Genomic DNA, 20,948 nt, shown 5'->3' with positions numbered 1-20,948 from the left:
AGTAATTTTTTGTCTGGGTTGAAAAGGCCATACAAAAGAAGTGACTAAAGTCATATGAAAAGCATATACTTGCCTCAAGTGAATACAAAACGCTCAGTACATACAAGTATCTGAGATGAAGTTGATGTTAATAAAGAGTTATATCTGTTGAATATGCAATACAATGTAAAAGTTTTGCCTGCTGGAGTGGCATTTAAAAGTAAAGGTAACCTTCTTGATGATGCTTTGCAGCAATCTATTGTCTTAGAGCATAGCTGTAAAACTGGTGATTGTGGTGTTTGTGCCGTGGAATTAGTCAGAGGGGAAGTAGAGAATGAAAATGGTGAGATTATTTCTGAAGGAGATTTTTTGACTTGCCAATCTCAAGCTAAAACGGACGTGATCATTAACGCTTTGTATTATCCAGAGCTCAGCGATATTGTACAGCAGACATTACCGTGTAAGGTCGCGAGCGTATACTTTCCAGCTCCTGATATAATAGTTCTTAAACTTAGATTCCCTCCTTCGGCAAATTTCGATTATTTACCTGGTCAATATATAGATTTAAACTATAAAGGCGTAAAGCGAAGCTATTCGATTGCGAATGCAAAATTGAAGACTAAAGAGATAGAACTACATATTCGCCGGGTTCAAAATGGAAAAATGTCCAAGCATCTTTTTGATGAAAACCTAGACGTTAATCAGCTTATGAGAATTGAAGGCCCCAAAGGAACGTTTTTTGTTCGCAGTGGTGACAAGCCTATAATTATGCTCGCTACAGGTACTGGGATAGCTCCAATTAAGGCAGCAGTAGAGCAACTAACGCAAAGCAAGGATTCCCGAACTATATATATCTACTGGGGTATGAGATACTTTAGTGATATCTACGACACAGGGTTGGATAAGTTAGCTGCGAGCTTGGACAATATTTACTTCATCCCAGTCCTATCGAGAGAGCCCTCAGACTCAGTGAACAGAGTTGGATATGTTCAGGATGCCGTTTTACAAGATTTCTCCAGTTTTGAAATGTTTGACGTTTATGCTTGTGGCTCTCCTCAAATGATAGAGCAAGCAAAAAGAGCTTTTGAACAGAAAGAATTGCCAACTGGGCAATTCTTTTCAGATGCATTTACCCCCGCAAAATAAAGTTAGTTGGAGTTAACAAAATGAAAGCAGTTATTCTCGCTGGTGGTCTTGGAACACGCCTAAGTGAAGAAACCTCTGTAAAACCAAAACCAATGGTTGAAATAGGAGGGAAGCCGATTCTTTGGCATATCATGAAGCAATATTCAGCTCACGGCATTAATGACTTTATTATTTGCTGTGGCTACAAAGGCTATGTAATTAAGGAGTACTTCGCTAATTATTTTTTACACATGTCAGATGTTACGTTTGATATGAAAAATAATGAAATGAAGGTGCATCGTAAACGTGCTGAACCGTGGACCGTAACGCTGGTTGACACTGGCGATAACTCAATGACTGGCGGACGTTTGGCTCGTGTTGCTGAACACATCAAAGATGAAGAAGCATTTTGTTTTACGTACGGTGATGGTGTCGGTGATATTGATATAACGAGTACGATTGACTTCCATAAAACACACGGAAAGAAAGCTACATTAACGGCAACATATCCCCCCGGGCGTTTTGGGGCCCTTGATATCCAATCTGGTAAAGTCAGTAGTTTCAAGGAAAAGCCAAAGGGTGATGGAGCCATGATTAATGGCGGATTTTTTGTTTTATCTCCAGAAGTTCTTAGTTATATTGATGGTGACTCCTCTGTATGGGAACAGTATCCGCTAAACACTTTGGCTGAAGATGGTGAATTGATGGCCTATGAGCACCATGGTTTTTGGCAACCTATGGACACACTGCGTGACAAAGTTTATTTAGAGGAGTTATGGCAGGAAAATAAAGCTCCTTGGAAAGTTTGGGAGTAAATGATGGAACCTACTTTTTGGTCGGGTAAACGTGTATTTATTACAGGCCATACTGGTTTTAAAGGCAGTTGGCTATCACTTTGGTTACAAGAGATGGGAGCTGTCGTTAAAGGTTATTCTTTATCGGCACCTACAACACCTAGCCTTTTTGAAGAAGCTAAAGTATGGGAAGGAATGTCAACAGAGGAAGGTGATATTCGTGATTTTACTCACCTTCGTCAAAGTATGAATGATTTCAAACCAGAAATAGTTTTTCATATGGCCGCTCAACCATTAGTTCGCTTATCTTACGAGGAACCGATGGAAACCTATTCGACTAACGTAATGGGAACAGTTTATTTACTCGAAGCTGTTAAGCAAATTGGCGGTGTTAAAGCAGTTATAAACATTACGTCAGATAAATGCTACGAGAATCGTGAGTGGGTATGGGGCTATCGAGAAGAGGAGCCTATGGGGGGGTATGACCCATACAGCAATAGTAAAGGCTGCGCTGAATTGGTGGCTTCCTCATATCGACAATCTTTCTTTAACCCTGAAAAGTATGATGAGCATGGCTGCGCTTTAGCTTCTGTGCGAGCTGGTAATGTTATCGGCGGAGGGGACTGGGCAGAAGATCGCCTTATTCCAGACATCCTACAGGCATTCTCTGAAAATCGGAAAGTTGAAATTAGAAGCCCGTATGCTATTCGTCCTTGGCAGCATGTATTGGAGCCATTATCAGGTTATATTACAATTGCTGAGAAGTTATACTCCGAAGGTTCAGAATTTTCGGAAGGGTGGAACTTCGGTCCTCGTGAAGATGATGCGCAGCCAGTTGAAGTTATTGTCAATCACTTAAGTCATATGTGGGGCGATGATGCTCAGTGGTTTTTGAGCCAAGAAGTACATCCGCATGAAGCTCATTATCTAAAGCTAGATTGCTCGAAAGCAAAAATGCGCTTGAATTGGCAACCAGTTTGGAATTTAGAAAAGACTTTAGAAAAAATCGTAAGTTGGCAAAAAGCTTGGCTGAATGGCGAAGACATTAAGTCTTATACGATAAATGAAATAAAAGAATACATGACCGCAAGAGCAGGTAATAAATAATGTCAAAAGAGCAATTAAGAGTTCAGATTGCTGACCTTGTAGAGAAATATGCAGAGTTAGAGTACGCACCTAAAGCGTTTGTTGGTGGAGAGAGTGTTGTTCCTCCATCTGGCAAGGTGCTTGGAGCCAAAGAGTTACAATTAATGGTTGAAGCCTCTTTAGATGGGTGGTTAACTACAGGTCGCTTCAATGACGCATTTGAAAAACGCCTTGGTGAGTACCTTGGGGTACCATATGTGTTAACTACAACGTCAGGCTCCTCTGCTAACCTTCTGGCGCTGACCGCATTAACGTCACCAAAACTTGGCGAACGCCAATTAAAGCCTGGCGATGAGGTAATTACTGTTGCTGCAGGTTTTCCAACGACGGTCAATCCAACGATTCAAAATGGCCTAGTGCCAGTATTTGTTGATGTTGATATTCCAACGTATCAAATCAAGCCAGAGATGATTGAGGCTGCTGTATCAGATAAAACTAAAGCGATTATGGTAGCTCACACTTTGGGTAATACTTTTGATCTTACAGAGGCACGCCGTGTAGCTGACAAATATAATCTTTGGCTTATTGAAGATTGCTGTGATGCGCTAGGCTCAACCTATAATGGTCAGATGGTCGGTAGTGTCGGGGATATTGCTACTGTTAGCTTTTACCCTGCGCATCACATAACAATGGGCGAAGGTGGAGCTGTATTTACAAAGGATAAAGAGCTGCGCAAGCTTGTAGAGTCTTTCCGCGATTGGGGGCGTGACTGTTATTGTCCGCCAGGCTGCGATAACACATGCGGTGAACGCTTTGAACAACAGCTTGGTACGTTACCTGACGGTTACGATCACAAATATACATACTCACATTTAGGCTATAACCTTAAAATTACTGATATGCAAGCTGCTTGCGGTCTTGCTCAAATGGATCGTGTCGATGATTTGGTCCAAAAACGTAAAGATAACTATGCTTATTTGCGAAGTGGTCTTGCATCATGTGAAGAGTTTCTTATTCTTCCTGAAGCGACAGAAAATTCAGAACCTTCATGGTTTGGCTTTCCAATTACGATTCGTGAAGGTTCGGGGATTGATCGTGTCGAACTCTTAAAGTATATGGATCAATATAAGGTGGGAACTCGCCTTCTATTTGCTGGCAACCTTACTCGACAACCATACTTTGAGGGTGTTAACTACCGTGTAGTAGGTGATTTAACAAACACTGATCTTATAATGAATAATACATTCTGGATTGGTGTATTCCCAGGTCTCAGTCAAGAACATTTAGATTTTGTCATCGAGAAATTTGAAGAGTTTTTGGGTGTTAGCTTTTAAAGTATAGGGAGCACTAGCTCCCTTTTTAAATATGAAGAATATGAAAATTATAGTAACGGGTGCATCTGGCTATCTTGGGAGTCAATTAGCCAATTATCTAGGTGAAAAACATGAGGTTTATGCTTTTGTACGTAACTCTTCATCTTTGACACGATTAAAGCAAACAAAAGTTCATGTAAAGAAGGCCAGCAACTATAGTGATTTGAATGGGTTGTTAGAAATTATTCGCCCGGATGTAATTATTAATACTGTAGCGCTATACGGTAGGGGAGAAGAGTCATTTTCCCAATTAATCGAATCTAACATAAGCTACCCTACCCATTTATTAGAACTTGCAAGTCAATATGGTGTTAAGGTTTTTATCAATACAGGCTCGTCTTTACCAGAAAACATTAACGCATATGCGGCGACTAAGAGTTTCTTTCCTAAACTAGCTAATTTACTAACTTGTAAAACAAAATTTATTAATATCGAGCTAGAACATTTTTATGGCCCTGGTGACGATAAAACTAAATTTGTTAGTTATGTCATTGATGAGTGTTTACAGGGGAATACGCTAAAGTTAACTTCTGGTAAGCAAAAGAGAGATTTTATATATATTGATGATGTTATTTCTGCTTATGAATTGATTATATCTAATGTGGACTCCATATCAACAAACAAATCGATCTCTTTAGGTAGTGGTACTGCCGCTTCAATAAGGGAAGTTGTAGAAAGTATATATAAGTTTAGTAACTCGAAGTCTAATTTGGAATTTGGAGCTATTCCGGAAAGAAAGTTCGAATTAGAGTATAGTTGCGCTGATAATGAAACTTTAAAAGCACTGGGTTGGAAGCCTGAATACAGTTTAGCTGATGGGTTAAATTTAACTATTTCGGAAGAAAAAAAATGAAATTATTGATTACTGGTGGATGTGGTTTTTTAGGTAGTAATTTGGCCTCTTACGGAATTAATCAAGGCTATGAGGTAATAGTATTTGATAACTTGTCTCGCTTGGGTACAACAGATAATTTGGCGTGGTTACGGACGTTTGGTGAGTTTGAGTTTGTGCATGGAGATATTCGAAATAAAAATGATGTGACTAGATTAGTTGAGCGTGTCAAGCCAGATGCAATATTTCATCTAGCTGGTCAAGTAGCAATGACTACTTCTCTTGATAACCCATATATGGATTTTGAAGTGAACATTGGAGGTTCAATTAATATCCTTGAATCTGTACGACTTTACTCACCCAAAACAGCAATCTTTTATTCGTCAACAAATAAAGTTTATGGGGATTTAGAGCAATTCGAATACAAGGAAACCGACACACGTTACCAGTGTGTAGAACTTCCCAATGGCTTTGATGAAAAAGTGGGGCTTGATTTTCATTCACCTTATGGCTGTTCGAAAGGTTCTGCTGATCAGTATATGCTTGATTATGCTAGGCTGTTTGGATTGAATACGACAGTGTTTAGGCATTCATCAATGTATGGTGGGCGACAATTTGCTACGTATGATCAAGGTTGGGTTGGCTGGTTTTGCCAAAAAGCACTTGATGCAAAAGAAAAACTAGATACTAAACCGTTTACTATTTCAGGAACAGGTAAACAAGTTCGTGATGTATTACATGCTGATGATATGATTTCATTATATTATTCTTCATTGGACAATAAAGAAAAAGTATCAGGAAAGGCATTTAATGTCGGTGGTGGAATAGAGAATAGCCTTTCTCTTCTAGAATTATTTAGTTTGTTGGAAGGTGTTACTGGAATAAAACTTAATTATGAGAAGTTGCCTGTTAGGTCTAGTGATCAGCGAGTATTTGTAGCTGATTCCTCGAAGCTAAATGATTTAACCGGTTGGAAGCCTAAAGTAACCAAAGAAGATGGAATCAGACGAATGATTGAATGGCTGAGTTAATATGAACTCTCAATCTTCTTTGAGAACTAATAGATATTTGCTTCAAATTAAAGGCTCGTTTCTATTTAAAACTAGTGCACTTGTATTATCTTTTCTTGTCATTCCTTTGATGATTAGTTATTTAGGTAATGAGGTGTATGGCATTTGGTCGACGCTATTATCAGTCCTGGCTTGGCTAGTTATGTTTGATATAGGCATTGGAAATGGGTTGAGGAATAAATTAAGTGAGTCAATATCAAATGGTGATTATTTAGAAGCTAGAGAATATATTTCAACGACTTATGCAGCTATAACAATAATAACTCTTGTTATTTTTTGTTTGTTTTATATATTTACACGTTATGCAGATTGGTCGGTAATATTTAATACAAACTTAGTAGACAATAAGACACTGGAATTAGCTGTTAGTATTTCAGTGTTTTTTGTATTGTTGAATTTTATATTATCAACTATAAATCAAGTTTTAAATGCAACACAGCAGACCAACATAGTGGTATTAGGGCAACTAATTGCCAATTTAGTCTTGCTTCCATTAATAGTTATTCTTGCTCGGTATACAAAGGGTGATATTGTATACCTGTCTATAACGTATGGGGTGTCTTTATTTTTATCCAATATGTTTTTAACTATATGGTTTTACAAGAATAATGTTATATATAGACCTAGTCTTAAACTTATAAAAAAAACAAGATTGTCTAATACAATGCAATTAGGTGGCAAATTTTTTGTTATTCAGATTGCAGTATTAGTTCTCTTTACTACAGATCGACTGATAATTACTCAACTTCTAGGTCCGGAGCAAGTTGTTGCTTATGATGTTGCGTTTAGGTTATTTAGTATTGTTACAGTATTTTATAGTCTTGTCTCAGCACCGTTATGGAATTCGTATTCCGATGCATATAATAAGCAAGACTATACTTGGATTAGGTCAATGCTAAAAAAGCAGCTGAATCTTTTTTTATTGATTGTATTGGGTTCATCTATCTTGGCCTTGTTCATGCCACTTATTATTTACTTCTGGATTGGGGCTACTTTGGTAGTAAGTGGAAAAATCATATTTCTTCTATTGATATTTACACTTCTTCAAGTGTGGAATAATATTTTCGCTATGATACTAAATGGTCTAAGTGAAACTAGTCTTCAAATAAAGACGTCAATAATTGCTGCTTTAGTCAACATTCCAATTTCATATATTCTAGTTCAGTATGTGGGGATGGGAGTTGATGGTATTATACTTGGTTCAGTTATATCAGTTGGATTGTTTTCACTGTTTGGACCTTACGAGTGTTACAGAGTACTATATCGGAAAAAAAATGAGTGAGTTAGTTAGCATTTTAATACCTGTATATAATAGGGAAAATCTAATAAGGGAAACCTTAGAAAGTGCAATGAATCAAGATTATGAAAATATTGAAATAATCGTTGTGGATAACAATAGTAGCGATAATACGTGGTCTATTGTTTCTAGTTTGGCACTAGAAGATAGTAGGGTAAAAATATTCAGAAATAGTACTAATATTGGTCCAGTAAAAAATTGGATTAAGTGTATAGAGTTGGCAAATGGAAAATACGGTAAGATTTTATTTTCTGATGATGTGATTTGTAAGGACTTTGTTACTAGTTCTGTTGAGCTAATGGATGATAAAACCGCGTTTGTTTATTCATCCGTTAATGTTGGACCAAGTTTGGATAGCGTAAGGTTATCTTATCGATTTTCTAATAAAAGTGGTCTATATCCATTAAACATATTTATTAATAACTCTATATTGTCTAATAATACTCCATTGTCGCCTGGTTGCGCCATTTTTCATTTAGAACACTTGCGAACAGCTATTAATACCCCTATTGTTTCTCCTTCAATTAATGATTTCTATTCTCATGGAGCAGGACCTGATCTACTTCTTTATCTATTGTCATATGGTAAGTACTCCAACTTTGGTTATATTGATCGACCACTGACATTTTTTAGAGAACACGACGATTCGTTTTCTACATCAGACAAATTTAGCCACCTGACTGAATGTTATACACAAGCGAAACTGGCTTTTGTAGAGAGTAAACTAGATTCTAAAACAATATCTAATGTATTTGCGTTTACTTGGTATGCCTCTGTTCGAAGTGGGAAAAAATGGATTAGTCCACGAGGGTTTATAAAAAAATACTCAAATGAAAACATCCGTATCGAAGCTTCAATACTCAAGCTGATTGTACTTAAACTACTTGGTAAGAGGATTAAGATATAGATATGAAAATAGTTCATTTAAGCTATAAAGACGACCAAGAAGGTGCTGCAATAGCAGTTGATCGTCTTTGCGAAGCTTTGAATAGTTCAGGCTTCGACTCAAAAATACTAGTTCAAAAGAGGGTGTCTGGTAAAAAATATAGTGAGTTAATTACCAATTCAAACTCTGGTAAATTGAAATCTTATTTAAGAGTTGCTTTTGATTTGTTAATTAACCGGGCATTATGTACATCTAGTGATGTATATTTTTCATTTCCTTTTATCGGTAAAAATATCTGTAATAATATTCTTGTGAAAAATTCTGATGTTATTCATGTTCACTGGGTTAATCGAGGGTTTCAATCGTTAAATTCCCTTAATAAGTTAATTGAATTAGGGAAGCCGGTAATTATAACTCTCCATGATAGTTGGTATTTAACTGGGGGGTGCCATATGGTTGGGAGTTGTACTCAATTCAAGTATGACTGTGCGAACTGCCCCTCAGTAAGGAGTCGATGGATACCAAAATACTTTTTAAAAAGAAAGAAAAAGATATTTTTTAATGAAAATGTACATTTTACTGCCCCTTCCACCTGGTCTAGAAGTATCGCGTTAGCTAGTAGTGTCACAAATAAAAAATTAGTTCACGTGATCCCTAATTGTATTGATACTGAATTATTCAAACCAATGTCTACGGTCGATTCTAGAGCTTTATTCTCTTTATCTCTAGAAAAGCACATAGTATTAGTTAATGTCACTAATGATCCAAGAAAAGGGGTCGAGTATATAAAGGAAGCCATTAGGCTAATGGTAGGGCTTAGGAATGATGTCATTTTTGTTGGGTTTGGTGCACATTCACTCGAAGGAGGGGTGTTTGAAGGTTTACCAATTCAATTAGTAGGAAGAATTAACGATAAGTATAGCATGGCAATGCTTTACAATGCTGCCTCAGTTTTGCTTTCCCCAACCCTCGAAGAACCGTTTGGCCAAACTTTTATAGAATCCATGTCCGTAGGCACCCCTTGCGTGGCATTCAATCATTCTGGTCCTGTGGACATAGTGTCTCACAAAGAAAATGGATATTTGGCTAGGTTTGGTGACGTAGAAGACATTGTTACTGGCTTGAATTATTGCCTTGTTGAAAATGAACGACTAGCCGTCAATAGTAGAAATAGAGTGTTAGACAGTTTCTCCTATAAAGTAGTATCTGAGAGCCTTAGCAAAATTTATACTTCGGTATGCCTAGATAATGAAAATTAGCGGTCTTCCTTTGTACTGTACATCAATTATATTGGTTGTTCTATCCGGAAGTCTAATCCCCTTCATTTCAGGGAATATGTATAGCAAGCTTCTTTTATTATTTCTAGCCCTTCTTATTGGTTTGGTTACTTTTAACCCTGTACGAATCTCACCAAGATTTATTTGTTTGTTTTTGATGTTTATGTCGTTTTTGGTGGCTTTGTTTTTTATACGAGAAGATATCGAATCTGCGGCGACATACCTAGGCTATGTTGTTAGGTGGAGCATCGCTTTTTTGTTTGTTATTCTCTTCTCCAAAGAAAGATTTATATTGGCTTATTCTAATATTGCCTTCTGCTACTCACTTATAGCTATCCCTCTGTTTGTTTTTGGTTATTTGTTTCCTGATTACATTTATACGTTACCTATCTCTTTCAATGATGCGGGAACAGGTTACCGGCATATATTTATCTATTTCTACCAAGGTGTATCTCAATGGAATTATAGAAATTCTGGTTTGTTTTGGGAGGCTGGAGCATTTCAAGTATTTTTGATGTTAGCCTTGATTTTTGAGTCCTTCGTAGTGAAGGGGCGTATTTATCGAAGGTTGTGCATCATTCTTTGCATGTTAACTACATTTTCTACTTTAGGGATTGCAATCGTTATTTTCTATATGGTTGGATTTTTGTCTAATAATTATAGGTTTTCCTATTATATTATGCCAACTTTGTTTGCACCTTTATTTTTATTGTTCTCACCAATTTGGGATGTCATTCTCATTAAATTTTCGAGTGGGCATTCCTCAGGTTCAGAAAGGCTTATTGGGCAGTTGGCTGATATAGAAATTTTCACTGAATTCCCTGTTTTTGGAATTGGTTTGGATGAATATTCTAGATATTTTTCACGGGTTGCCATAGAAATGGGAGCCTATATTCCAACTTCAACAAATTCATTTTTAGGAATGCTGTCGTTAAATGGGATCGTATACACGCTGATAGTGATATCTTGCTATTTCGCTTTCTTTCTATTTTTAAAGGGGCATTTTGGGCAAAAGATATTCGCAATTTTATGTTTGTCATTGGTATTAACCACTCAGGGTGTAATGAATCAACTACTGTTTATCTGTATAATATTATATGGTATGAATGATATATCTAAGTTTTTAATTATGAAAAAACATGACAACCAAGAGGCTTGCAGTCCATGAATGTAATACTTCATAGCAACTATAAAATCTTGAATGAAAATGGAAATATGCTCAAGGGAGTTGGCGATGTCTCCGTGAAAGATTTTCTTAAACAGATGGGACACTTAAAAAGTGTTGGTCAACAAAGTGGTATTAATTTCTACACTTCTGACGAAATAGATATAACTGAGGTGAGTTGTGTCATATTCATTGATTGTCCTGAACCTCATTCTGATTTTTACACGAAAGTCGTCAATAATAATATTGAAGCCAAGCTAATGGTTTGGGAAAGTGGAATAATTAACCCTAGAAATATCGATACTAGTTACCATGAATACTTCACTACGGTTTTTACATATGATGATGATCTTGTTGATAACTCAAAATACGTAAAGCTTTGTTATGCTTTTGATTTTCCAGTTGGACTTCCTAGCGTTCCTTTCGAAACAAAAAAGCTCTGTTGCCTAATATCAGGAAATAAATTTTCAGAACATCCTCTAGAACTTTATTCAAAACGCCTTGAGTTCATTCATTGGTTCGAAAATAATCAACCGACAAGTTTTGATTTGTATGGTCAAGGGTGGAATAAAATAGTGCCCCCTAGAAATGTTTTTCATAGAATAATTAATAGGTTTCCAGCCTTAACTGTGCTTAGAGGTGTTGGCTATAGCACTTATAAGGGGGAGGTTGACTGTAAGTTAGATATTTATCGTGGATATAAATTTTCGTTGTGTTATGAGAATGCAGTTGGCTTGACTGGCTATGTTTCTGAAAAAATATTCGATTGCTTGTTTTCCGGTTGTGTCCCTATATATCTGGGTGCTGATAATATAAGCGAACATATTCCTAGAGAGTGTTTTATTGATATGAGAGAGTTTGATAGCATTAGCGAACTTTTTGAGTATATGGAATCAATGTCTGATCTTGAATACTCTATTTATCAAAAGTCAATAAGTGATTTTTTAGAAAAAGGAAGAAACGGCATTTTTAGCTTAGATTACTTCTCGTCTACGATTATAGGAGAATTAAATAATGAAGTATAAACTATCTTTTTGTATTCCTACTTATAATAGGTCTGAGTATTTGTCTCAGACCCTCGCCAATATTATTCCTCAGTTGTCAGAAGATGTAGAAATAGTCATTTCAGATAACGCTTCGGACGATGATACACAAAGTATGGTTTCTCGGTTCATGGAGGACTATCCAAATATTAAGTACTTTCGTTGGGATAGTAACATGGGGGCTGATATCAATTATTTAAAAACAGTTGAATTAGCAAGTGGGGAGTATTGCTGGTTGTTAGGTAGCGACGACTTTATCGAAGCGGGCGCTGTAACTAGAGTTCTTAAGGAGATCAACGATAAACATGATATTTACCTTTGTAGTGAATACTTGTGTGATTTAGACATGAAACCTTACGATGTTCACTACCTACTTGAAGAAGGTATAGAGGACTCTATATATAATTTTTCCGATGACTCGGAGCTTTATAAATACTTTACTTTAGCACAAAGCCAGAGTGCATTATTTGGTTATTTATCATCTATCATCTTCAAACGCTCCAAGTGGAACGATGTTTGCTATGATGAGAAATATACAGGTACTCTATACTCTCATATGTTTATGCTTTATTCTTTTATAGATAAGGGATGCCAGTTGAAATATATAAAGCAACCTTTAGTATATTGGCGTGGTGGCAACGACAGTTTTGGTGGTGCCGGAAAAATCCAAAGTCGATACTTGGTCGATATTAATGGTTTTAAGATGATTATGGATGATTTTTTCGAAGGTAAAGATAAGGTTAAAAATGCTTTCAAAACAGTTTTTCGTAGACATCACCCAATTAAGAATATCGCTTATTTGAGGTTGAATGTTGATGCTAAATCAGACTGGATATATATATCTTCCCTATTAAAAGGTAACTATGATTATGACAGGGTACTGTTGTCAGTCATATCGCCGTCTGCAGCAAAGCCGGCACTTTATTTACTTTTTCAGGTTCACCGTGTGTTTATGAAGATTAAGCGCACATTCTTTTATATAAGAAAATAGACATGAAATTACTACTTGTTCACAACCGATACAAAAGCGATAATGTAGGCGGAGAAGACGTGGTTTTCGATTCAGAAGTGGTGTCTTTAAAACGAAAGTTGGGCGAGAATAACGTTTATATCTATGAAAAGTGTAACGATAATATAAAGTATTCATCCTTGTTAAAGTCTATTTTTTTTTCATCAGAAGTTTACAATGATATATACAATTTGGTCTCAAGTGAAAATATAGATGTTGTCCACGTGCACAACTATTTCCCTTTGGTTAGTCCGTCAGTGTTTAAAGCTGCAAACCTAGCTGGTGCAAAGGTTGTACTAACCCTGCATAATTATCGGCTATGGTGTATATCCGGGGTGTTTTACAGAGATGGTCATGGTATTTGTGAAATTTGCACTAATCGAAAAATGGCATTTAGATCTGTTTTTTACAAGTGCTATCGTAAGTCATATATTCAAAGCCTGTTTGCACAAGTAGCGTTCTCTTATTTTCATTACTCTAACAGTTTCAAGTATGTTGACAGGTTTCTTACGCTATCACCATTTCAAAGAGCTAAAATTCTTTCTCTAGGAGTCTCTGAGTCGAAGTTAGATATAAAGTCCAACTTCGTCGATACTAATCAATTGACCCCATTCAATGGTACAGTTCGAAGTGGCTATATATATGTTGGTCGTTTGGAAGAATCTAAAGGGATTTATAAACTTCTCGAAGCTTGGGAGAAGTTAGACCAAGAATACGTTTTGACCATAGTTGGTGCTGGTGACATCGATGGGTTAAGGGATAGATTTAGGCTCCGTAATGTAGTTTTTCTCGGAAAACAACCTAGAGACAAAACGTTAGCTTTGATCAAAGAAGCTAAGTTTCTGATACAACCTTCAATATGGTATGAAACGTTTGGTCTAACTATATTAGAAGCTATGTCTCAAGGGGTGCCTGTTATTGGCTTTGATGTTGGTACAAGGAAGGATTTTATAGTAGATTCCTATAATGGATTTTTAGCAAGTCATGACTCACTACACGTAGCAATACAAAGAGCACACTCTTACGCTAATTATCAATCATTGTGTGATAATTCTGTAAGTACTGCCGCTCAATATCAAGAGCACATGATGACAGATCGATTGGTCAATATTTACGAGAAGTTACGTAAATAGTAACTACTCTTCTGAGTCTTATATATTAAAGTGAATAAATTGATGAAAAAAGCACTTATTACTGGTATTACGGGTCAAGATGGCTCTTATTTAGCAGAACTATTAGTAGAGAAAGGTTATGAGGTACACGGCCTTATTCGTCGCGCGTCATCATATAATACAGAACGTATTGACCCGTTGGTAAATGATGGAGCCAATATTAAACTGCACTACGGTGACCTAACGGATTCTTCAAATTTGATTCGATTGGTTAAAGAGATTCAACCTGATGAAATCTATAATCTAGGTGCAATGTCGCACGTGGCTGTTTCTTTTGAATCACCAGAATATGTTGCTGATGTAGATGGCATGGGTACTCTGCGTCTTCTTGAGGCGATTCGTATCAACGGATTGGAAAAGAAAACTCGTTTTTACCAGGCTTCTACTTCAGAGCTTTATGGTGAGGTTCGTGAAATTCCTCAGCGTGAAACAACGCCTTTTTATCCACGCTCTCCATACGCTGTAGCTAAAATGTATGCATACTGGATCGTAGTTAACTACCGTGAGTCTTATGGTATGTATGCATGTAATGGCATTCTGTTTAACCACGAGTCACCGCGTCGTGGTGAAACGTTTGTAACTCGTAAGATTACTCGTGCTATTGCTAACATTTCTCAAGGTCTGGAGTCTTATCTAGAGCTTGGCAACATGGACGCATTGCGTGACTGGGGCCATGCTAAAGATTACGTTCGTATGCAATGGATGATGCTTCAACAAGAGCAAGCTGAAGACTTTGTTATTGCTACAGGTAAGCAGATTTCTGTTCGTGAGTTTGTTCGTTTATCAGCGAAGGAAGCAGGTATTGAGCTTGAGTTTTCCGGCGAGGGTGTCGATGAGATTGCTACTGTGGTTGCTATTGACACAGAAAAAGTACCAAAAGTGAAAGTTGGTGATGTCATTGTAAAAGTAAACCCTCGCTTCTTCCGTCCAGCGGAAGTTGAAACGCTACTTGGCGATCCTAGCAAAGCGAAAGCCAAACTTGGCTGGACTCCAGAGATCACTGTGGAAGAAATGTGTGCAGAAATGGTTGCGTCTGATATCGATAAGGCAAAGCAGCACGCAGTTCTAAAAGAACACGGTTTTAACGTTGCGATCTCATTAGAAAGCTAATTAATCAGCAATATTGATTCGTTTCTATTGCAGAGCTCTTCGTTTTGGGCTCTGCTTTTTCTATTTATGTCATTGGTACTATTATGAAAAGAGTATTTGTAGCTGGCCACAAAGGAATGGTTGGATCTGCCATTGTTCGCCAACTATCTAAAGACAGCTCAGTGGAAGTTATCACTAAAGATCGCAATGAACTTAATCTATTAGATGTAGCAGTCGTCGAGGCGTTTTTTGCTACTCACCAGATTGATCAAGTTTACCTTGCTGCTGCGAAAGTCGGTGGTATTGTTGCCAACAATACATACCCTGCTGAATTTATTTACCAAAACTTGACGATTCAAAATAATATTATTCACTCTGCACATCTACATGGTGTTCAAGACTTACTATTTTTGGGTTCTTCTTGTATTTATCCAAAATTTGCACAACAGCCGATGTGCGAAGACTCTTTATTGACAGGGACTCTAGAAGAAACCAATGAACCTTACGCAATTGCTAAAATTGCAGGTATCAAAATGTGTGAGTCCTATAATCGACAATATGGACGTAACTATCGTTCAGTAATGCCAACAAATTTGTATGGTGAAAATGATAATTTTCATCCCCAAAATTCGCACGTTATTCCTGCATTGTTACGTCGCTTCCACGAAGCAAAGTTGAATGGCGACAGTAAAGTTGTTGCGTGGGGGAGCGGTAAACCTATGCGAGAGTTTTTGCATGTTGATGATATGGCAGCAGCTTCAATTTACGTAATGAATCTTGCTCAAGAGGCGTATCTAGAAAATACGCAAGAAATGCTTAGTCATATAAACGTGGGTACAGGTTTGGATTGTACTATCCGTGAACTTGTTGAAACTGTTGCAAAAGTGGTTGGTTTTGACGGCGAAATTGAATTTGACACTACGAAACCTGATGGCACCCCTCGTAAGTTAATGGATGTTTCACGATTAAAGAACCTAGGATGGGAAGCGAAGACGAGCCTAGAAGATGGATTAACTATGACTTATCGGTGGTTCTTAGAGAATCAAGAAAATTATCGTGGTTAAATTCTGAGTTAGAACTAACATAAGGTTTAAGCAAAGTATATGTTTTTAAGTAAACAACGTTTTTCTCAAGTGATTGAAAGTACGCCATTAGTTTCAATCGATTTAGTGATTGAGGACGAAAGTGGTCAAGTTTTACTTGGAGAGCGTTTAAATCGACCCGCTCAAGGCTTTTGGTTTGTTCCCGGTGGTCGTATCCTTAAGGATGAAAAACTTGAAGATGCCTTTGCGCGTTTAACCATAGAGGAGCTTGGGCGTGAGTTTAAGCTCTCCCAGGCTACACTGTTGGGACCTTATACACATCTCTATGATGACAATGTGTTTAGCAATGAGTTTACGACTCATTACGTCGCAATCGCCTTTAAGCTTGTTGTCATTCGCTCTGAATTGAACTTACCCATGGACGTGCAGCATTCCCGTTACCACTGGTATAAACAAGAAGAACTGTTGACCAGTAATAAGGTACATATTCATACTAAATGGTACTTTCAAAAATAACTAAAACATCACTTAATCAAAAACAACGAGTTGACTATGCTTATTCCTGTAATTATGGCCGGCGGTTCAGGTAGCCGTTTATGGCCGCTATCTCGAGCAAAATATCCTAAGCAATTCCTAGCAGTAACCGGTGAGCAAACCATGCTTCAACAAACGCTTAGTCGCATGGTTGGTGTAGAGCATAATGCACCGTTTGTCATCTGTAATGAAGAGCATCGCTTCTTAGTCGCTGAACAACTTCGCCGTATTAATAGCCTTCATAGTGGGATATTACTAGAGCCTGTTGGGCGTAATACTGCCCCTGCTATCGCTTTAGCTGCCAAATTTGCCCTATCTGAACAACAATCTTCAGGTGAAGATGTGTTGATGTTGGTTCTCGCTGCTGATCATGTAATTAAAGATACTCAAGCATTCCATCAATCGGTACAAGCAGCAATTCCATATGCACAACGTGGTGATATGGTCACATTCGGTATCAAAGCCAATGCACCAGAAACAGGCTATGGGTACATTAAAACCGGCGATACAGTTACCGTTGAAGGTGAAAATCGAGGTTTTAGTGTCGATAGTTTTGTTGAAAAGCCTAATCTCGAAACTGCAAAACAGTACCTAGAGGATGGTAGTTACTTGTGGAATAGTGGTATGTTTTTATTCAAAGCATCTACTTATCTTGAAGAGTTAGCAAAGTTTCGACCAGATATCTTGCAAGCATGTGAAAGTGCGTACGATAGTCACTTTGACGATCTAGACTTTATTCGTATGTCATCTGAACTGTTCTCTTTGATCCCAGACGAATCAATCGATTTTGCGGTAATGGAGAAAACAGAAAAAGCTGTAGTCGTTCCAATGGACGCAAATTGGAGTGATGTTGGTTCTTGGTCTGCACTTTGGGACGTGAATAATAAGGATGCACAGGGCAATGCAACTCGTGGTGATGTGTTAACTGAGCAGACTGAGAATAGCTATATTTATTCACAAGATAAACTCGTTGCTACCGTTGGTGTAGAAAACCTTATCGTAGTAGAGACAAAAGATGCAGTACTAGTGGCTGATAAAGACAAGGTTCAAGATGTAAAATCGATTGTAAATCAACTAAAACAACAAAACCGAGCAGAGTGTCATCAGCATCAAGAGGTATATCGCCCATGGGGGTCCCATGAGACGGTATCTGAAGGTGAGCGTTACCATGTGAAGCAAGTGTTAGTTAAGCCTAAAGAGAAAACGGCTCTTCAGATGCACCACCATCGAGCTGAGCATTGGGTTGTCGTGTCAGGTACGGCTAAAGTAACAAGAGGTGATGAAACTTTCCTTCTTACTGAAAATCAGTCAACTTATATTCCAGTAGGGACTCCGCACTCCGTAGAAAACCCAGGGCAAGTACCTTTAGAGCTTATTGAAGTTCGTTCTGGATCGTACTTAGAAGAAGACGATATTGTTCGCTTTGATGAGCAAGCTTCTAAGTTTGGTGGTGACTACTAACTACTTTTTGAGATAGGAAATTATGGTAACAAAATTAATCAGTAGTGAAGTGCTTGGTGCTTCAGGCGTTCAGTTTGGTACTAGTGGTGCGCGAGGGCTCGTCACTCAGTTTACATCGGACGTCTGTGCTGCATTTACTCACGCATTTGTGGCATCAATGCGCAGAAGTTTTACTTTCAATCAAATGGCTGTGGCAATTGATAACCGCCCTAGCAGCCCAGTAATGGCAAAAGCAATAGTTCAAGCGCTTACCGATGCAGGTGTAGATGCCACTTACTATGGTGTTGTACCCACTCCTGCACTGGCTTTTACTGCAATGCAAGACAATATGCCTTGTATCATGGTGACCGGGTCCCATATTCCATTTGACCGTAATGGAATTAAGTTCTATCGCCCAGATGGAGAGATTACTAAAGCAGATGAACAAGCAATCTTAACTGAGAAGGTAGGCTTTAGTGCTATTAATGTTCTGCCTGAGTTAACTATTGATTTCCGAGCGGCAGAGATTTATCGAACGCGTTATACCGATTTGTTTGATGCAGATTTATTAGCAGGAAAGCGTGTTGGTATTTATGAGCATTCAAGTGCCGGAAGAGATATTTACCAAGGACTCTTTGAATCACTCGGAGCTGAAGTTATCTCATTAGAACGCACTGATGAATTTGTTCCGATTGATACCGAAGCTGTGGCTGAGTTTGATAAAGAAAAGGCACGTTTTTGGTCCAAGCAGTATGATTTAGATTTTATTTTCTCAACCGATGGAGACGGTGATCGTCCTTTAGTTGCCGATGAGAACGGCGAATGGTTGAGAGGTGATATCCTTGGGTTGCTTTGCTCGCAAGCACTTCAGTTAGAAGCATTAGCAGTACCTGTTAGTTGCAACACTATCATTGCAGAGTCACCTGATTTTAAGGTTGTATCTAAAACTCGTATTGGCTCACCTTATGTTATTGCTGAATTTTCCGAACTAGCAAAAACTTACAATAGAATTGCAGGTTTTGAAGCTAATGGAGGATATTTGCTCGGAAGTGATGTTTTAGTGAATGGGAAATATCTAAAAGCACTGCCAACCCGAGACGCTGTTCTACCAGCGCTAATGTTGCTTTATTTAGCGGAAAAATCATCGATTGAAACCTTGGTAAAAAATCTGCCGCAACGATTTACGCATAGTGATCGTATTCAAAATTTTGCAACGGAGAAGAGTTTGTCGATATTAGAAAGTGGCCGCCAGAATACAGGACAGCTACTAAATAAACTGCGCTTTGATAACCTTTCTGCTAGATCGGTTGACCATACGGATGGCCTAAGAATCGAGTTGTCGAATAATACCATTATTCACCTACGCCCGTCTGGAAATGCGCCGGAACTTCGTTGTTACGCGGAAGCAGAGCGAATGAGTGAAGCAATCACTTTAGTTGATAAAGTGTTAAATAATGTTCGACTAATCTAGCTCCTTATAATAAATACATAACGAGAGTTGAGGCACGTAGTGAGGTGTAACTCACTCTCTCTAAGCGTAAATTTCTATGATCTACACGTTAAAGAACCCAATAAAGAAATTCCCTTGGGGAAGTCGTATTGCGATCTGCGATTACTTTGGTATTGAAAATCCTACTTCAGATCCCCAAGCTGAGCTTTGGATGGGGGCTCACCCGCTAGCAAGTTCTGACATTACCGTTAATGATGACGATGTGCGTTTGTGTGATGCGATTGCTCAGAACCCAGAATATTGGTTAGGTGAGCAAGTCCAGGCATCTGTGCCCTCGCTTCCTTTTCTTATGAAGATTCTCGCGGCAGAGGAACCGCTTTCTATACAAGTACACCCTTCTAAATCAGCGGCTGAGCAAGGTTTTTTTCTCGAAAATAAGAAAGCAATACCATTAGATGCAGCAAGCCGCAACTATAAGGATGACAACCACAAACCAGAGTTAATTTATGCGATTACGCACTATTTAGCGATGAATGGCTTTCGAGAATTTGAGAGCATCGTTACATCCTTTGATTATCTGAATATAGCTTCTATTGAAGATATATTTATCCCTTTTAAAGACAAACCTAGCTCAACGAGCCTCAAGGTATTTTTCTCAGCATTACTCTCATTAACTGGAGAGAAAAAAGACAAAGCAATTTTAGAGTTAATTTCCTCATTAAAAATGATTGGCAGTGAGTTCCCTAAAGAGTCAGCGCTCGTTGATCGTTTTCAAAAGCTGTACCCAAAAGATATTGGGCTATTCTCGCCTTTATTTTTGAACATTATTGAGCTCAAGCCTGGTGAAGCAATGTTTCTCTATGCTGAAACTCCTCATGCCTACGTTAACGGTTTAGGGGTTGAGGTCATGGCCAACTCAGACAATGTTCTCAGAGCGGGTTTGACACCAAAACATATTGATGTGGAAGAGCTAGTAAAGAATACTAGGTTTGAGCCAACTCCTTTTTCTGAACTTACAATAAAGCCAGAAAGTTACGAAGGGAGAGAGGTTTACCCTATTCCTGTTGAAGACTTTAAGTTTGATATCTTAACTCCGAATGAAGGTATTGATATACAGGTATCTTCTGCGGAAATATTATTTTGTTTATCAGGTTATATTACAGTAACAGTAGACTCAGAAAGTCGGTTAGTAACTAAGGGAGAGTCGGTGATTCTTCCTGCGGCTATAGAAGAGTATTCAGTATTAGGCGAAGGCCAATTGGCTCGCGCTTACTATTAAGGTGT

Annotated in this window: 19 protein-coding genes; all 19 read left to right on the top strand. The window is 38.1% G+C overall.

Annotation, left to right across the window (positions count from 1 at the left end; genetic code table 11):
- Nucleotides 1–153: 153 nt before the first annotated feature.
- The 19 genes from ELZ11_RS17980 (at nt 154) to manA (ending at nt 20,943) form a co-directional block, all read left to right on the top strand.
- A complete protein-coding gene (locus ELZ11_RS17980; protein WP_137358892.1) occupies nt 154–1,125 on the top strand; it encodes an FAD-binding oxidoreductase in 972 nt (323 codons plus the stop codon).
- Nucleotides 1,126–1,145: 20 nt separating this feature from the next.
- A complete protein-coding gene (rfbF, locus tag ELZ11_RS17975) occupies nt 1,146–1,919 on the top strand; it encodes a glucose-1-phosphate cytidylyltransferase (RefSeq protein WP_137358763.1) in 774 nt (257 codons plus the stop codon).
- 3 nt (nt 1,920–1,922) lie between these two features.
- Entirely contained in the window at nt 1,923–3,005 is a 1,083-nt protein-coding gene (rfbG, locus tag ELZ11_RS17970) for a CDP-glucose 4,6-dehydratase (RefSeq protein WP_137358762.1), read from the top strand.
- Nucleotides 3,005–4,318 carry a lipopolysaccharide biosynthesis protein RfbH gene (gene rfbH, locus ELZ11_RS17965; RefSeq protein ID WP_137358761.1) on the top strand — a complete coding sequence of 438 codons (1,314 nt, stop codon included), beginning with the start codon at nt 3,005–3,007 and terminating at the stop codon, nt 4,316–4,318. The genes rfbG and rfbH overlap by 1 nt, the downstream gene beginning before the upstream one ends.
- A 40-nt stretch (nt 4,319–4,358) precedes the next feature.
- Nucleotides 4,359–5,210: an NAD-dependent epimerase/dehydratase family protein gene (locus ELZ11_RS17960; RefSeq protein WP_167494714.1), complete on the top strand. Its 852-nt coding sequence runs from the start codon at nt 4,359–4,361 to the stop codon at nt 5,208–5,210.
- A complete protein-coding gene (locus ELZ11_RS17955) occupies nt 5,207–6,220 on the top strand; it encodes a GDP-mannose 4,6-dehydratase (protein ID WP_137358759.1) in 1,014 nt (337 codons plus the stop codon). The genes ELZ11_RS17960 and ELZ11_RS17955 overlap by 4 nt, the downstream gene beginning before the upstream one ends.
- 1 nt (nt 6,221) lies before the next feature.
- Nucleotides 6,222–7,541 carry a lipopolysaccharide biosynthesis protein gene (locus ELZ11_RS17950; protein WP_137358758.1) on the top strand — a complete coding sequence of 440 codons (1,320 nt, stop codon included), beginning with the start codon at nt 6,222–6,224 and terminating at the stop codon, nt 7,539–7,541.
- Nucleotides 7,534–8,463, top strand: coding sequence for a glycosyltransferase family 2 protein (locus tag ELZ11_RS17945; RefSeq protein ID WP_167494713.1), 930 nt, complete (start codon nt 7,534–7,536; stop codon nt 8,461–8,463). The genes ELZ11_RS17950 and ELZ11_RS17945 overlap by 8 nt, the downstream gene beginning before the upstream one ends.
- Before the next feature lie 2 nt (nt 8,464–8,465).
- Complete coding sequence (locus ELZ11_RS17940; RefSeq protein WP_137358756.1) at nt 8,466–9,701, top strand: glycosyltransferase; 1,236 nt, start codon at nt 8,466–8,468, stop codon at nt 9,699–9,701.
- Nucleotides 9,691–10,887 carry a hypothetical protein gene (locus ELZ11_RS17935; RefSeq protein ID WP_167494712.1) on the top strand — a complete coding sequence of 399 codons (1,197 nt, stop codon included), beginning with the start codon at nt 9,691–9,693 and terminating at the stop codon, nt 10,885–10,887. Before ELZ11_RS17940 ends, ELZ11_RS17935 begins: the two co-directional genes overlap by 11 nt.
- Nucleotides 10,884–11,909 (top strand): glycosyltransferase family 10 domain-containing protein, encoded by a 1,026-nt coding sequence (locus ELZ11_RS17930; protein WP_137358754.1) that lies wholly within the window; start codon nt 10,884–10,886, stop codon nt 11,907–11,909. Before ELZ11_RS17935 ends, ELZ11_RS17930 begins: the two co-directional genes overlap by 4 nt.
- Entirely contained in the window at nt 11,899–12,918 is a 1,020-nt protein-coding gene (locus ELZ11_RS17925) for a glycosyltransferase family 2 protein (protein ID WP_137358753.1), read from the top strand. The genes ELZ11_RS17930 and ELZ11_RS17925 overlap by 11 nt, the downstream gene beginning before the upstream one ends.
- 2 nt (nt 12,919–12,920) lie before the next feature.
- Nucleotides 12,921–14,069, top strand: coding sequence for a glycosyltransferase (locus ELZ11_RS17920; RefSeq protein WP_137358752.1), 1,149 nt, complete (start codon nt 12,921–12,923; stop codon nt 14,067–14,069).
- A gap of 42 nt (nt 14,070–14,111) precedes the next feature.
- Entirely contained in the window at nt 14,112–15,218 is a 1,107-nt protein-coding gene (gene gmd / locus ELZ11_RS17915) for a GDP-mannose 4,6-dehydratase (protein ID WP_137358751.1), read from the top strand.
- Between the two features lie 83 nt (nt 15,219–15,301).
- Nucleotides 15,302–16,261 (top strand): GDP-L-fucose synthase, encoded by a 960-nt coding sequence (gene fcl, locus ELZ11_RS17910; RefSeq protein ID WP_137358750.1) that lies wholly within the window; start codon nt 15,302–15,304, stop codon nt 16,259–16,261.
- 39 nt (nt 16,262–16,300) lie between these two features.
- Nucleotides 16,301–16,756 carry a GDP-mannose mannosyl hydrolase gene (locus ELZ11_RS17905; RefSeq protein ID WP_137358749.1) on the top strand — a complete coding sequence of 152 codons (456 nt, stop codon included), beginning with the start codon at nt 16,301–16,303 and terminating at the stop codon, nt 16,754–16,756.
- Between the two features lie 36 nt (nt 16,757–16,792).
- Entirely contained in the window at nt 16,793–18,235 is a 1,443-nt protein-coding gene (locus tag ELZ11_RS17900) for a mannose-1-phosphate guanylyltransferase/mannose-6-phosphate isomerase (RefSeq protein ID WP_137358748.1), read from the top strand.
- Between the two features lie 22 nt (nt 18,236–18,257).
- Nucleotides 18,258–19,685, top strand: coding sequence for a phosphomannomutase (locus ELZ11_RS17895; RefSeq protein WP_137358747.1), 1,428 nt, complete (start codon nt 18,258–18,260; stop codon nt 19,683–19,685).
- Between the two features lie 76 nt (nt 19,686–19,761).
- Nucleotides 19,762–20,943, top strand: a complete 1,182-nt coding sequence (manA, locus tag ELZ11_RS17890; RefSeq protein WP_137358746.1) for a mannose-6-phosphate isomerase, class I — start codon at nt 19,762–19,764, stop codon at nt 20,941–20,943.
- Nucleotides 20,944–20,948 lie beyond the last annotated feature (5 nt).

The sequence above is a fragment of the Vibrio profundi genome (assembly GCF_005281835.1).
GTDB classification, from domain to species: Bacteria; Pseudomonadota; Gammaproteobacteria; order Enterobacterales; family Vibrionaceae; genus Vibrio; species Vibrio profundi.
Note: the sequence above shows the minus strand (reverse complement) of the source record. Positions and strands in the feature narration are given on the sequence as shown.

What these genes read in the sequence shown, in the direction of transcription:
- ELZ11_RS17960 (WP_167494714.1), top strand. Translation starts at nt 4,359, where the DNA reads ATGAAAATTATAGTAACGGGTGCATCTGGCTATCTTGGGAGTCAATTA.
- fcl (WP_137358750.1), top strand. Translation starts at nt 15,302, where the DNA reads ATGAAAAGAGTATTTGTAGCTGGCCACAAAGGAATGGTTGGATCTGCC.
- ELZ11_RS17925 (WP_137358753.1), top strand. Translation starts at nt 11,899, where the DNA reads ATGAAGTATAAACTATCTTTTTGTATTCCTACTTATAATAGGTCTGAG.
- ELZ11_RS17950 (WP_137358758.1), top strand. Translation starts at nt 6,222, where the DNA reads ATGAACTCTCAATCTTCTTTGAGAACTAATAGATATTTGCTTCAAATT.
- ELZ11_RS17920 (WP_137358752.1), top strand. Translation starts at nt 12,921, where the DNA reads ATGAAATTACTACTTGTTCACAACCGATACAAAAGCGATAATGTAGGC.
- manA (WP_137358746.1), top strand. Translation starts at nt 19,762, where the DNA reads ATGATCTACACGTTAAAGAACCCAATAAAGAAATTCCCTTGGGGAAGT.
- rfbG (WP_137358762.1), top strand. Translation starts at nt 1,923, where the DNA reads ATGGAACCTACTTTTTGGTCGGGTAAACGTGTATTTATTACAGGCCAT.
- ELZ11_RS17935 (WP_167494712.1), top strand. Translation starts at nt 9,691, where the DNA reads ATGAAAATTAGCGGTCTTCCTTTGTACTGTACATCAATTATATTGGTT.
- gmd (WP_137358751.1), top strand. Translation starts at nt 14,112, where the DNA reads ATGAAAAAAGCACTTATTACTGGTATTACGGGTCAAGATGGCTCTTAT.
- rfbF (WP_137358763.1), top strand. Translation starts at nt 1,146, where the DNA reads ATGAAAGCAGTTATTCTCGCTGGTGGTCTTGGAACACGCCTAAGTGAA.
- ELZ11_RS17940 (WP_137358756.1), top strand. Translation starts at nt 8,466, where the DNA reads ATGAAAATAGTTCATTTAAGCTATAAAGACGACCAAGAAGGTGCTGCA.
- ELZ11_RS17900 (WP_137358748.1), top strand. Translation starts at nt 16,793, where the DNA reads ATGCTTATTCCTGTAATTATGGCCGGCGGTTCAGGTAGCCGTTTATGG.
- ELZ11_RS17980 (WP_137358892.1), top strand. Translation starts at nt 154, where the DNA reads ATGCAATACAATGTAAAAGTTTTGCCTGCTGGAGTGGCATTTAAAAGT.
- ELZ11_RS17930 (WP_137358754.1), top strand. Translation starts at nt 10,884, where the DNA reads ATGAATGTAATACTTCATAGCAACTATAAAATCTTGAATGAAAATGGA.
- rfbH (WP_137358761.1), top strand. Translation starts at nt 3,005, where the DNA reads ATGTCAAAAGAGCAATTAAGAGTTCAGATTGCTGACCTTGTAGAGAAA.
- ELZ11_RS17955 (WP_137358759.1), top strand. Translation starts at nt 5,207, where the DNA reads ATGAAATTATTGATTACTGGTGGATGTGGTTTTTTAGGTAGTAATTTG.
- ELZ11_RS17945 (WP_167494713.1), top strand. Translation starts at nt 7,534, where the DNA reads ATGAGTGAGTTAGTTAGCATTTTAATACCTGTATATAATAGGGAAAAT.
- ELZ11_RS17905 (WP_137358749.1), top strand. Translation starts at nt 16,301, where the DNA reads ATGTTTTTAAGTAAACAACGTTTTTCTCAAGTGATTGAAAGTACGCCA.
- ELZ11_RS17895 (WP_137358747.1), top strand. Translation starts at nt 18,258, where the DNA reads ATGGTAACAAAATTAATCAGTAGTGAAGTGCTTGGTGCTTCAGGCGTT.